The sequence below is a fragment of the Rhodosalinus sp. FB01 genome (assembly GCF_041365715.1).
Classification (GTDB): Bacteria; Pseudomonadota; Alphaproteobacteria; order Rhodobacterales; family Rhodobacteraceae; genus Rhodosalinus.
Genome location: NZ_JBGFSH010000002.1, coordinates 399,542 through 411,620 on the forward strand (window position 1 = coordinate 399,542; position 12,079 = coordinate 411,620).

Annotated in this window: 9 protein-coding genes; 6 read left to right on the forward strand and 3 right to left on the reverse strand. The window is 71.1% G+C overall.

What is annotated here, in order from left to right; all coding sequences use genetic code 11:
* Nucleotides 1–249: 249 nt before the first annotated feature.
* From AB6A65_RS04630 to phbB, 3 genes are all read left to right on the forward strand, one after another.
* A complete protein-coding gene (locus AB6A65_RS04630; protein ID WP_371037188.1) occupies nucleotides 250–1,104 on the forward strand; it encodes an EAL domain-containing protein in 855 nt (284 codons plus the stop codon).
* A gap of 129 nt (nucleotides 1,105–1,233) precedes the next feature.
* Nucleotides 1,234–2,409, forward strand: a complete 1,176-nt coding sequence (locus tag AB6A65_RS04635) for an acetyl-CoA C-acetyltransferase (RefSeq protein ID WP_371037189.1) — start codon at nucleotides 1,234–1,236, stop codon at nucleotides 2,407–2,409.
* Nucleotides 2,410–2,552: 143 nt separating this feature from the next.
* Entirely contained in the window at nucleotides 2,553–3,275 is a 723-nt protein-coding gene (gene phbB / locus AB6A65_RS04640) for an acetoacetyl-CoA reductase (protein ID WP_371037190.1), read from the forward strand.
* A gap of 428 nt (nucleotides 3,276–3,703) precedes the next feature.
* On the opposite strand, the gene AB6A65_RS04645 is transcribed toward phbB, so the two are convergent.
* From AB6A65_RS04645 to AB6A65_RS04655, 3 genes are all read right to left on the reverse strand, one after another.
* Complete coding sequence (locus AB6A65_RS04645; RefSeq protein WP_371037191.1) at nucleotides 3,704–3,880, reverse strand: YdcH family protein; 177 nt, start codon at nucleotides 3,878–3,880, stop codon at nucleotides 3,704–3,706.
* 90 nt (nucleotides 3,881–3,970) lie between these two features.
* Complete coding sequence (locus AB6A65_RS04650; protein WP_371037192.1) at nucleotides 3,971–4,750, reverse strand: tRNA1(Val) (adenine(37)-N6)-methyltransferase; 780 nt, start codon at nucleotides 4,748–4,750, stop codon at nucleotides 3,971–3,973.
* A complete protein-coding gene (locus AB6A65_RS04655) occupies nucleotides 4,743–4,958 on the reverse strand; it encodes a DUF2007 domain-containing protein (protein WP_371037193.1) in 216 nt (71 codons plus the stop codon). Before AB6A65_RS04655 ends, AB6A65_RS04650 begins: the two co-directional genes overlap by 8 nt.
* A gap of 55 nt (nucleotides 4,959–5,013) precedes the next feature.
* Here AB6A65_RS04655 and AB6A65_RS04660 point away from each other — a divergent pair, with 55 nt between their 5' ends.
* From AB6A65_RS04660 to AB6A65_RS04670, 3 genes are all read left to right on the forward strand, one after another.
* Nucleotides 5,014–6,015, forward strand: a complete 1,002-nt coding sequence (locus tag AB6A65_RS04660; RefSeq protein WP_371037194.1) for a polyprenyl synthetase family protein — start codon at nucleotides 5,014–5,016, stop codon at nucleotides 6,013–6,015.
* Between the two features lie 106 nt (nucleotides 6,016–6,121).
* Nucleotides 6,122–7,936, forward strand: a complete 1,815-nt coding sequence (locus AB6A65_RS04665; protein WP_371037195.1) for an autotransporter assembly complex family protein — start codon at nucleotides 6,122–6,124, stop codon at nucleotides 7,934–7,936.
* Nucleotides 7,933–12,072: a translocation/assembly module TamB domain-containing protein gene (locus AB6A65_RS04670; RefSeq protein WP_371037196.1), complete on the forward strand. Its 4,140-nt coding sequence runs from the start codon at nucleotides 7,933–7,935 to the stop codon at nucleotides 12,070–12,072. The genes AB6A65_RS04665 and AB6A65_RS04670 overlap by 4 nt, the downstream gene beginning before the upstream one ends.
* Nucleotides 12,073–12,079: the final 7 nt, after the last annotated feature.

Consider the following 12,079-nt stretch of genomic DNA (forward strand, 5'->3'; position numbering starts at 1 on the left):
TTGCGAAGGGCGTTGTCCTCTGGATCTGCGCCGGAGTGTCCGGCTGCCCGACAGGCATCCCCTTGCGGGGGCCACCAACACCAATGAGCGCGCGGGTATACACGCTGAAAAGGCCGTGTCAACGGGGCTGCGCGCCCCGCCCCGCACCGCCGGAAAGGCATGCCTGCGCCGCCGCCATAGACGAACCGTTAAGCCATCCGCGTGCAGGATGCCTGGACGACCCCAGCACTGCAACGAACGGAGGTGCCGATGGCGCGTCGAGGCGGGACCCGGATCGCAGAGAACGAGCGCGGCGCCGAGGGCGCGGCCTCCAACCCGCTCGCCGAGGCGGTGGCCGCGCGCGACGCCCGCGCGCTCGACATGGTGGCCGAGGCCGTGCGTCACCGCAACGTCCTCCTGGCGTTCCAGCCGGTCGTGACCGCCGCGGACCAGTCGCGCACGGCCTTCTGGGAGGGTCTCGTGCGCGTGCTCGACGAGACCGGGCGCGTGATCCCCGCCAAGGACTTCATCGCCGCGGTCGAAGAGACCGAAACGGGCCGCGAACTCGACTGCCTCGCGCTGGAGCGCGGGTTGCGCACCCTTGCACAGCAGCCGGAGCTTCGCCTGTCGATCAACATGTCCGCACGCTCCATCGGCTACCGGCGCTGGACGCGCACGCTCGAGCGCGGGCTGGCGCGCGACCGCGGCATCGCGGAACGCCTCATCCTCGAAATCGCAGAGGCCGGCGCGATGCTCATGCCGGAGGTCGTCATCGCCTTCATGGGCGCGCTGCAGCGCCGCGGCGTGTCCTTCGCGCTGGACGGGTTCGGCTCCGGCAGCATCGTGCTGCGGCATTTCCGGGCCTTCACCTTCGATATCCTGAAGATCGACGGGCAGTATGTCCGCGACATCCACCGCGATGCCGACAACCAGGTGCTGACGCGGGGCATCGTGGAACTGGCCCGCCAGCTCGACATGTTCACCGTGGCAGAGCGCGTGGAACAGGCTGCCGATGCCCGCGTGCTCGCCGAGATCGGCGTCGATTGCCTGCAGGGGCACTTCTTCGCGGCACCGACGGCACAGCCGCCCTGGGCGGCGCGCAAGGGAACGCGCCGCGCCGGCTGAGCGCCGCACCCGCCCGTTGAGGCGTGGGGACGGATGCTTTATTGACCTCCGGTAAGACCGGGAGTGACGGTCGCGCGACTCGCTCGCGCGCACGGCGCCCCTCTCAACGCCCGATCCAGGAGGACACGCATGACCAACGTCGTAATCGCATCTGCCGCACGAACCCCAGTGGGCAGTTTCAACGGCTCCCTCTCCACCCTGCCCGCGCACGAACTCGGCCGGATCGTTCTGGAGGCGGTGGCCGAGCGCGCCGGCGTCGCGAAGGACGAGGTCTCGGAAACCATCCTCGGGCAGGTGCTGACCGCCGCACAGGGTCAGAACCCCGCGCGCCAGGCGCATGTGAACGCGGGCTTCCCGATCGAGGCCCCGGCCTGGGGCATCAACCAGGTCTGCGGCTCGGGCCTGCGCGCGGTCGCGCTCGGCGCGCAGCATATCCAGCTCGGCGACGCCGGGATCGTGCTTGCCGGCGGACAGGAGAGCATGTCGCTGTCGACCCCCGCCGCACATCTGCGCAACGGCCACAAGATGGGCGACATGAGCTACATCGACACGATGATCCGCGACGGCCTCTGGGACGCCTTCAACGGCTACCACATGGGCCAGACCGCCGAGAACGTCGCCCAGAAATGGCAGATCAGCCGCGAGATGCAGGACGAGTTCGCCCTCGCCTCCCAGAACAAGGCCGAGGCCGCGCAGAAGGCGGGCAAGTTCGACGACGAGGTGGTGCCGGTCACCGTCACCCACCGCAAGGGCGAGACGGTGGTGGACAAGGACGAATACATCCGCCACGGCGCCACGATCGAGGGCATGCAGAAGCTGCGCCCCGCCTTCACCAAGGACGGCAGCGTGACGGCGGCCAACGCCAGCGGGATCAACGACGGCGCGGCTGCGGTGCTCCTGATGAGCGCGGAGGAGGCCGAGCGTCGCGGCATCGAGCCGCGGGCGCGCATCGTCTCCTACGCGACCGCGGGCGTGGACCCGAGCATCATGGGATCGGGCCCGATCCCCGCCTCGCGCCGGGCGCTCGAGAAGGCCGGCTGGAAGGTCGACGACCTCGACCTCGTGGAGGCGAACGAGGCCTTCGCCGCGCAGGCCTGCGCGGTGAACAAGGACATGGGCTGGGATCCCGAGATCGTGAACGTGAACGGCGGCGCCATCGCCATCGGCCACCCGATCGGCGCCTCGGGCGCGCGCATCCTGAACACGCTGCTCCACGAGATGCAGCGGCGGGACGCGAAGAAAGGTCTCGCCACGCTCTGCATCGGTGGCGGCATGGGCGTCGCGATGTGCGTGGAGCGCGGATAACCGGCCGGAAATCCAACGGAAAGGGGCGCTCCGGCGCCCCTTTTTCGTGGCGCGAGGCCAATCAGGGGCGCAACAATGTTGCGTCAGCGCCGGCGAATGGATAACCAAGTTACCGAAACGACTGCCAGAACTGGAGGGACATCATGGCAAGAGTTGCACTCGTCACCGGCGGAACGCGCGGCATCGGCGCGGCGATCAGCAAGGACCTGAAGGCCGCGGGCTACGACGTCGCGGCAAGCTACGCCGGCAACGACGACGCGGCCGCCAGGTTCACCGAGGAAACGGGCATCAAGACCTACAAGTGGAACGTCGCCGATTACGAGGCCTCGAAAGAGGGCATCGCCCGGGTGGAGTCCGCGCATGGGCCGGTGGACATCGTCGTGGCCAACGCGGGCATCACCCGCGACGCCCCCTTCCACAAGATGACGCCCGAACAGTGGAAAGAGGTGATCGACACCAACCTCAGCGGCGTCTTCAACACCATCCACCCGGTCTGGCCCGGCATGCGCGAGCGCGGCTTCGGGCGCATCGTGGTCATCAGTTCGATCAACGGCCAGAAGGGCCAGTTCGGGCAGGTGAACTACGCGGCGACCAAGGCGGGCGATCTCGGCATCATCAAGAGCCTCGCCCAGGAAGGGGCGGCCAAGGGCATCACCGCCAACGCGATCTGCCCGGGCTATATCGCGACCGAGATGGTGATGGCGGTGCCCGACAAGGTGCGCGAGGCGATCATCGGCATGATCCCGGCCGGGCGCCTTGGCGAGCCCGAGGAGATCGCCCGCTGCGTGGGCTTCCTCGTCTCGGAAGACGCCTCCTTCATCAACGGGTCCACGATTACGGCGAACGGCGCGCAGTACCTCGTCTGACGCGCGCCGCCGCGCAAATCAGCCATGGGCCTATCCTCCATGCGCCCTTACAGAAGGTTTATGATCGCGCCGGCAGTTCGGCGCGATCATCCCTTTCTCGCATCTTCGGGAGCTTTCAGTCCCGCTTGGCGGAGAACGGCCGAAACCGGGTCCGGACCTCGGTAACGGTCGAGGCCGGAAGGAGACGGCGACGCCCAACGAGATGGCGCACGGGATGACCTTCGGGCCTCTGTCATGCGCCGGATGGCGATCCGCGCGTCGCCGGCCGATCCGTCGTCAGAACCCCCGTTTTCGTCCGCAGGCTGGCCGGCTTGCGGAGAACCTTCAGATCGGTCGCATGGATCGTCCCCGCATTCTCCGCGGGCTTCGTGGCGCTCTACGGGGCGGGCTTCACGGGGCGGCGCATCGTGCCCGCCCCGGACCCGCCTTCACTCGGCGGGCTGGCCCGACAGGCGGGTGATCTCTTCTTTCAGGCGCAGCTTCTTCTTTTTCAGCTCCGCGATCTGTTCGCCGGACGTGCTGGGGGCGCGTTGAGCCTGCTCTACCGCGTCGGAAAGGGCCTGGTGCTTTCTCTTCAGTTCCTGAACATGCGCCGACAAGCTCATGAGATCCTCCTTCACGCTTGGTTGGAGATTGAGTGCACCACGAATCGCGCGACCTGTCACGCCGCAGCTGCGAAATAGGTTGCCGTTACGTCAACCTTTTCCATCGTCCGCCGGAAAAGGCAGCGCCGCGCCGTCGCGCAGCACGGCACGGATCGGGGGCGTGTAATGCTCCCCGTCGCCCGGGTGACGGTCGCCCTCGTGCAGGGCCACCGGCGCGTGCAGGCGGAAGGGCGCGCGCCCGCCCTTGCGCGCCCGTAGCAGGACCAGCTGCGCGGGCCGTCCCGCGCGCGGCGCGAGCGGCAGGACCTCGACGCTTCCCAGGCGGCCGGCCAGGGCGGACAGGATATCGGGCAGCCGCTCCGCGCGGTGGATCAGCGTGAGGCGGCCGCGCGGACGCAGCCGCCGCGCCGCGGCCGCGATCCATGCCTCGAGCGGCACGCCCTCGCCCAGCGCGGTCTCGCGGCCGGTGTCGGCCGCCGGAACCGACGCGCCCCGCGGGAACCATGGCGGGTTGGCGATGACGTGATCGAAGAGCCGGGCCCGAAGCGTCGCGGGCACCGCCGCGACGTCGCCCCCGATCACCTCGAACGGAATGCCGTTCTGCGCGCCATTCTCGAGGGCGAGCGCGGCATAGGCCGGCTGAAGCTCCAGCCCCGTCAGCGACAGCCCCGCGACCCGCGTCCCGAGGCAGAGGGAGGCCACGCCCACCCCGCACCCGAGCTCGAGCACATGTTCGCCCGCACGGGCCGGGACGGCGGCGGCCAGAAGCACCGGATCCAGCCCGGCGCGATAGCCCCGCGCGGGTTGCCGGATCGTGAGCCGGCCACCGAGGAACGCGTCCTGCGTCGTCTGCGCGTCGGCCTCAGCCATCCAGCGGCACGTCCGCATCCCGCAGGAGCGCGCGCGCGACGAAAAGATCCTCCTGTCGCACCATGATCCGGCGCGGCAGGATGCCGATGGAGCCTTCGAGCACGCTCATGTTTACGTCCAACTCGAAGAACTCTATATCCTCGCCCCTGAGAAGCGCCTGCACGTAAGCGATGAGCGCCAGGTCGTTGGTGCGGATAAGCTCTCTCATGGGACGCAGATAAGGACGGGGCCGCGCCGATGTCGAGCCTTGTTACGGGGGTGTGATGAGCCTGGACAGCACCGCGCGAAAGCCTCAGGACCGGCTCGCCGCCCTGCTTGCGGAAGATCTCGACCGGGTCAACACGCTGATCCGCGAGCGGATGGCCTCGCGCCACGCGCCGCGCATCCCGGAGGTGACAGCCCACCTGGTGGAAGCCGGCGGCAAGCGGCTGCGCCCGATGCTGGTGCTCGCCGCCGCGCGGCTGTGCGGCTACACGGGCGCGCACCACCGGCGGCTTGCTGCCACGGTGGAGTTCATCCACACCGCGACGCTGCTGCACGACGACGTAGTCGACGAAAGCCGCCAGCGCCGCGGCCGGCCCACCGCCAACCTGCTCTGGGACAACAAGTCCTCTGTGCTGGTGGGCGATTACCTGTTCGCGCGGGCGTTCCAGCTGATGGTGGAAACCGGCTCGCTCGAGGTGCTCGACATCCTGTCCAACGCCGCGGCCACCATCGCCGAGGGCGAGGTGCTGCAGCTTCAGGCGGCGCGGAGCCTGGCCACCACCGAGGAGACCTATCTCCAGGTCGTCCGCGGCAAGACCGCCGCGCTCTTCTCGGCGGCGACCGAGGCGGGCGGGGTGATCGCGGACGCACCCGAGGACGTGCGGCGCGCGCTTTTCGCCTACGGAGACGCGCTGGGCATCGCCTTCCAGATCGCCGACGATCTTCTCGATTTTCGCGGCGACGCCACGGCGACCGGCAAGAACGTGGGCGACGACTTCCGCGAGCGGAAGCTGACGCTGCCGATCATCAAGGCCGTCGCCCGGGCCGACGCCGAGGAGCGCGCCTTCTGGACCCGCGTGATCGAGACGGGCGACCAGCGCGACGGCGATCTCGACCACGCGCTCGAGCTCATGGACCGCCACGGCACGCTCGCCGCCACCCGCGACGAGGCGATGGCATGGGCCGCGCGTGCCCGGGAGGCGCTGGGTGCAGTGCCGCCGCACGAATTCCGCGACATTCTGGGCGAAATTTCGGACTACGTCGTCGCCCGCCTTTCCTGACCGGGCGCCGGAGACCACGCGCGGCAGGCTTCGTCCCTTCTGCGACCTTGCGAAACCCCGGCGCGGCGGCAACACTGCCGCGAGCCGCCCAAACGCCGGAGAGTCGATGGCTCTGCCCCTGATCCGCCTGACGATCTTGCGCGTCCTCGTCCTCGGGGCCGCGCTCGCCTTCGCGTCCGCGGCGCAGGCGCTGGATTTCCGGCTGGCCCTGCCCCCCGACGCCGAAGATCTGAGGGGCTCGATCCGCGGCGCGATGCTGTCCGCGACCGCCGCCGAGGACCCGGACGCCGCGCCGCAAGACATCATCGCCGCAGCGCAGGCGGATTACCGCCGCATCATGTCGGCGCTCTACGAGGAGGGGTATTTCGGGCCGGAGGTCTCCATCCGCATCGACGGGCGCGAGGCGGCGACGCTGTCGCCCTTCGAGGCGCCCGCCCGGATCGCCACCCTCGAGGTCAAGGTGACGCCGGGGCCGCGCTTCCGCTTCGGACGGGCCGAGATCGCCCCGCTGCCGCCCGGCGTCTCGCCGCGGGAAAGCTTTCGCACCGGCGAGCGCGCGCGCCTTTCGGTCATGCGAAGAGCCGCGCGCGACGGGATCACCGCGTGGCGCGATATCGGCCACGCCAAGGCGGAACTGTCCGGGCAGCGGATCGTCGCCATGCAGCCCGAAAGGCGGCTGAACGCGGATCGTCGCCTTGCCCCGGGCCCGCGGCTGCGGTTCGGGCGGCTGCGCGTGTCCGGGGCGGAGACCGTTTCGGCAAAGCGCCTCCGCAAGATCGCGGGCCTGCCCGAGGGCTCGGTCTTCGACCCCGAGGATCTGGACCGCGCGGTCGCGCGGCTGCGCCGCACCGGGCCCTTCAGCTCCGTCGCCGTCACGGAGGCGGACACGCCCTCGCCCGACGGCACGCTGGACGTCACCGTGCAGCTTCAGGAAAACCCGCCGCGCCGGTTCGGGTTCGGCGCCGAGCTGTCCAGCGAGGAAGGCGGCACCGTCTCGGCCTACTGGCTGCACCGCAACCTTCTGGGCGGCGCCGAGCGGTTCCGCGTCGGCGCGGAAATCTCGGGCATCGGCACCGGGACCAAGGATGACGGGGAGGACTACCTCGTCGAATTCCGCTTTCGCCGCCCCGCGGTGATCGACAGCGACACCGACTTCTTCGCGGGCGCGGGGTTCGAGGTCATCGACGACCCGCTCTTCGAAAGCGACAAGGGCCAGATCCTCGCCGGACTGATCCACACCTTCGGCGACGAGTTCGAGGCGTCGGCGTCGCTTGGCTATCGCTACGCCTCCACGCGGGACGATCTCGGATCGCGGGACTTCTCGCAGATCATCCTGCCCGTGACGGCGAAGCTCGACCGGCGCGACGACTTCCTGGACCCAGCGCGGGGCTATTACCTGAACGTCGAGACGATGCCCTTCGCCGGGCTGAACGGCACCGAATCGGGCCTGCGCCTGACCGCCGACGCCCGCGCCTATCGCGCGCTCGGTGAGGACGATCGGGTGGTGCTGGCCGGGCGTCTTCAGTTCGGCTCCGTCATGGGGCCCGACATCACCGAGGTGATGCCGGAGGACCTGTTCTACCTCGGCGGCGGCGGAACGGTGCGCGGCCAGGATTACCAGTCGCTCGGCGTCACGCTGCCCGGCGGCGAGGAGGTGGGCGGCCGCTCGTTCCTCGCGCTGTCGGCAGAGGTGCGCGCCAAGCTGCGCGGCGCCTTCGGCGTGGTGGGGTTCTACGATCTCGGCTATGTCAGCGACGAAAGCTTTCCGGACGGCGGCAGCGCCAACCAGGCCGGCGCCGGGATCGGGTTGCGCTACGACACCGGCATCGGCCCCATCCGGGTGGATCTCGCGGTGCCGACCACGGGACCCAAGGCCGGCGAGGACATCTTCTTCTACATCGGGATCGGACAGGCGTTTTGAGACTGCTGCGCGTTCTTCTGGTCGCCTGCACGGCGGCGCTCTCTCCCCTGGCCGGAGCCGCCCAGGACGGCGATGACGACAAGGGCGTGCTCACGCGGTTCCTGCAGGACTCGCTTTCCGGGGCCGGGCGGACGGTCGATGTGCAGGGCTTCCGGGGCGCCTTGTCGAGCAAGGCCACCATCGAGCGGCTGACGATCGCCGACGACGAGGGCGTCTGGCTCTCGATGGAAGGCATCGTGCTCGACTGGAACCGCGCGCAGGTCCTGCGCGGGCGGATCTCGGTCAACGAGTTCGCGGCCGAGCGGATCGAGGTGTCGCGCCCGCCCGTGCCGCCCGAGGGCGTGGCCGCGCTTCCGAAACCGGAGGCCGAACCCTTCAGCCTGCCGCAGCTTCCCGTCTCCGTGGATATCCGCCGGATCGCGGCCCCCGAGGTTGATCTCGGGCGTTCGGTGCTGGGGCAGGCCGCGGTGCTGTCGCTCACCGGTTCCGCCCGGTTGGCCGAGGGGGGCGGCTCGGCCGATATCGACCTCGCCGCGCAGCGCACGGACGACGCGGCGGGGCTGTTCCGCTTCGCCGCGAATTACGACGCCGCCGAGGAGACGGCGCGCATCGACCTGATCCTGCAAGAAGGGCCCGGCGGCATTGCCGCGAAGGCGCTCGATCTGCCCGGCGCGCCCTCTCTCGAGATGCGCGTGCAGGGCGAGGGCGCGACGCGGGATCTCGTCACCCGGATCGCGCTGGCCACCGACGGCACGCCGCGCCTGACCGGCACGGTCACGCTGCTGGGCGCCACCGAGGACACCGACGACACCGACTGGCGTGTGCTTGCCGATCTGGGCGGCGACGTGACGCCGCTTTTCGCGCCGGAACTGGGCAGCTTCTTCGGCCGGGAGGTCCGTTTCTCGGCAGAGGGCGCGCGCTCCACGGGCGGGGAAACCCGCGTGAACGACCTCGCCCTTTCGTCGCGCGCGCTTCGGCTGCACGGGGATGTCACGCTGAACGCGTCGGGCTGGCCGCGCCTCATGGCGATCACGCTCCGCATCGCCGACCCCGAGGGCGATGGCCCGGTGACGCTGCCGGTGGCGGGCGGCGACACGCGCCTGCGCCGCGCCATCGTCGCGATCAACTACGACGAAGCCGCGGGCGAGATGTGGACGGGCTCGGCAAGCCTTCTGGGCCTCGACACGCCGGAGCTTCAGGCGGAGGCGATGCGCCTGCGCGGCGGCGGCATCATCTCCCCGGGGGGCGCCGGCCGGGCGACCGCCGAGATGCAACTCGACGCCGAGGGGCTCGACCCCGCGGATGCGGCACTGGCCGAGGCGCTCGGCCGCGCGCTGTCCGGCACCGTCGCGCTCGACTACGTCCCCGGCCAGCCGCTGCGGCTCGACGCCTTCGACCTCGCCGGAGAGGATTACGGGGTCGTGGGCAGCGCAAGCTTCGCGGGGCTCGAGACGGGGCTCGAATCCGATTTCGACGTGCGGCTTCGCGCCCGGGATCTGGGCCGCTTCGGCAGCCTCGCCGGGACCGAGCTCGGCGGCGCCGCCGAGGTCGTGCTGGACGGGCGCGTGGCCCCGCTGTCGGGCGCCTTCGACCTCGAGGTCACAGGTACCGGAGACGACCTCGATCCGGGCGATCCGCTCGGCAAGCGTCTGCTGGCCGGGCGCAGCGACCTGGAGATCGCCGTGCTGCGCGACGAGACCGGCGTGCAACTCCGGACCCTGAATGTCAGGTCGCGGGGCCTCGTCCTCGCGGCCGACGGAACCTTGTCGAGCGGCACGAGCCGGCTGGGATACAGCGGCCGGATCACCGATCTGGGCCTGCTGTCGCCGACCGGCGACGGGCGCGGCGACGCGCGGATCACGGGCAGCGTGACCCTCGCGGGCACGCGGCTTCTGGGGCTCACCGCGTCGGGACGGCTCGCTGCGGAGAACGGGCCGGCGATCCTGCCCCTCGGGGAGGAGCGGCTCGTGACCCGCGGCGCCGAACTTCAGGCCACCTTCAACGCCGAGACCGGCCAGGACTGGAGCCTGCGCACCGAACTTGTGGAGCCAAGCGCGGCCGGGGCGTCGGCGGAAACGCTGAGCCTCGACGCGCGCGGCACCTTCGCCCAACCCGAAAGCGGCGGCGCGCCCGACCGGGTGACCGCCGACATCTCGGCCTCCGCGACGGGCCTTTCGACCGACGACGCCGCGCTTTCGCAGGCGCTCGGACGCGAGGTCGCGCTTGAGGGGCGCATCGACTACACCCGCGACGGCCCGGCGATCCTTTCGGGCCTGCGCCTCGACGCGGGCGGGGTGCGGCTTTCGGGGTCCGGCGAGGTCGCGGCACCGGTCCGGGACCTCGCCGCGCGGTTCGAGGCCGAGCTGTCCGCCGCGAGCCTCGCGCGCTTCTCGGGGCTTCTCGGCCGGCCGATCCGCGGCGCCGCCGATCTGCGGCTCGCCGGCAGCGCGGACCCGGCAGAGGGCACCTTCGACGTCACCGCCGACGGCCGCGTCGCGAACCTCTCGCTTGGCGACGCGGCGCTCGACGGGCTGATCGGAGGCTCCAGCACGCTGGCGCTCGAGGCGCGGCGCAACGCGGCCGGGCGGCTTCTGGTTCCGCGCCTGTCCTTCGACGGGGCGAACGTCACGGCGCGGGCCGATGGCGACCTGCAGGCGGTGAGCTATTCGCTGCGCGTCTCGGATCTGGGCCGCGTCGTGGCCGACCTGCCCGGCCCGGCGACGGTGCAGGGCACGGCGCGCGCGGAAGCGGCAGGCTGGCGTGTCGCGGCCGACGCGACCGGCCCCGGCGGGATCGCCGCCACGGTCGCCGGGCTGGTGGCCGACAGCGGGCGGCTCGACCTGACCGCCCGCGGCAGCGCGCCCCTGGCGCTGGCCAACACGGCGCTGGCGCCGCGGCGCATCTCGGGCACCGCCCGCTTCGACCTGGCCATCGCCGGCCCGCCGGGCCTGGACGCGGTTTCGGGCACGGTCTCGACCAGCGGCGCGCGTTTCACCGATCCCTCCGCCCTCGGCGTGATCGAGGATATCGACACGACGATCACCTTGCGGAACGCACGCGCCGAGATCGCGGCGCGCGCCCGGCCCGCCGCCGGGGGGCGCGTCACGGTCTCGGGACCGGTCGCACTTTCGCCGCCCTTCGCCGCGGATCTCGCCATCGCGCTGGAACGGGCCCTGCTGCGCGATCCGGGGCTCTATAGCACAAGGGCCAACGGCCGCATCACCGTCGCGGGCCCTCTTGCCGGCGGGGCGCGCATCGCCGGGCGGATCGCGCTCGCAGACACGGAGCTGCGCGTGCCCTCCTCGGGCGTGACCCTGCTGGGCGAGATCCCCCCGATCGAGCATGTCGCGCCCTCGCCCGCGGTCCGCCGCACGCTGAGCTACGCGGGACTGCTCGAGACGGGCGGGAACGGGCAGGACGCGCCGGCCGGGCGTCGCGCGGCGCCATTCGAGCTCGACCTGACCATTTCTTCGCCGGCGCGCATCTTCATCCGGGGCCGCGGCCTCGACGCCGAGTTCGGCGGCGAGCTGCGCCTTCTCGGCACCTCGGACACCCTCATCCCCGAGGGCGGTTTCGACCTCATCCGCGGGCGGCTCGACCTGCTCGGCCAGCGATTCGCGCTGACGGACGGCGAGGTGCGGCTTCAGGGCGGGCTGGACCCGTGGGTGCGGCTGGTGGCGGAGACCGAGGCCGACGGCCTCGCGATCGCGATCGAGGTCGTGGGCGAGGTGTCGGAGCCCGAATTCCGCTTCACCTCCACCCCGGACCTGCCGGAGGACGAGGTGCTGGCGAAGCTGCTTTTCGGGCGCAGCCTTTCCGAGCTTTCACCGTTCCAGGCGATCCAGCTGGCCAGCGCCGTCTCGGAGCTGACGGGCGGCGGTCCGGGGCTCGTCTCGGGGCTGCGCGAGGGCGCGGGCCTCGACGATCTCGACGTCAGCCAGACCGACGAGGGCACCACCGCCGTGCGCGCCGGCAAGTATATCAGCGAGAACATCTACACCGACGTGGTGGTGGAGAGCGACGGCACCACGGAACTCAACCTCAACCTCGACATCACCCGCAGCCTCACCGTCCGCGGCGGCGCGGACAACGAGGGCAGTTCCAGCCTCGGCATCTTCTTCGAGCGCGACTACTGACCCGTTC

Bases quoted from the DNA above. Each gene is read 5' to 3' on its own strand.
- AB6A65_RS04630 (WP_371037188.1), top strand. From the start codon at position 250: ATGGCGCGTCGAGGCGGGACCCGGATCGCAGAGAACGAGCGCGGCGCC.
- AB6A65_RS04645 (WP_371037191.1), bottom strand. From the start codon at position 3,880: ATGAGCTTGTCGGCGCATGTTCAGGAACTGAAGAGAAAGCACCAGGCC.
- AB6A65_RS04665 (WP_371037195.1), top strand. From the start codon at position 6,122: ATGGCTCTGCCCCTGATCCGCCTGACGATCTTGCGCGTCCTCGTCCTC.
- AB6A65_RS04655 (WP_371037193.1), bottom strand. From the start codon at position 4,958: ATGAGAGAGCTTATCCGCACCAACGACCTGGCGCTCATCGCTTACGTG.
- phbB (WP_371037190.1), top strand. From the start codon at position 2,553: ATGGCAAGAGTTGCACTCGTCACCGGCGGAACGCGCGGCATCGGCGCG.
- AB6A65_RS04660 (WP_371037194.1), top strand. From the start codon at position 5,014: ATGAGCCTGGACAGCACCGCGCGAAAGCCTCAGGACCGGCTCGCCGCC.
- AB6A65_RS04650 (WP_371037192.1), bottom strand. From the start codon at position 4,750: ATGGCTGAGGCCGACGCGCAGACGACGCAGGACGCGTTCCTCGGTGGC.
- AB6A65_RS04635 (WP_371037189.1), top strand. From the start codon at position 1,234: ATGACCAACGTCGTAATCGCATCTGCCGCACGAACCCCAGTGGGCAGT.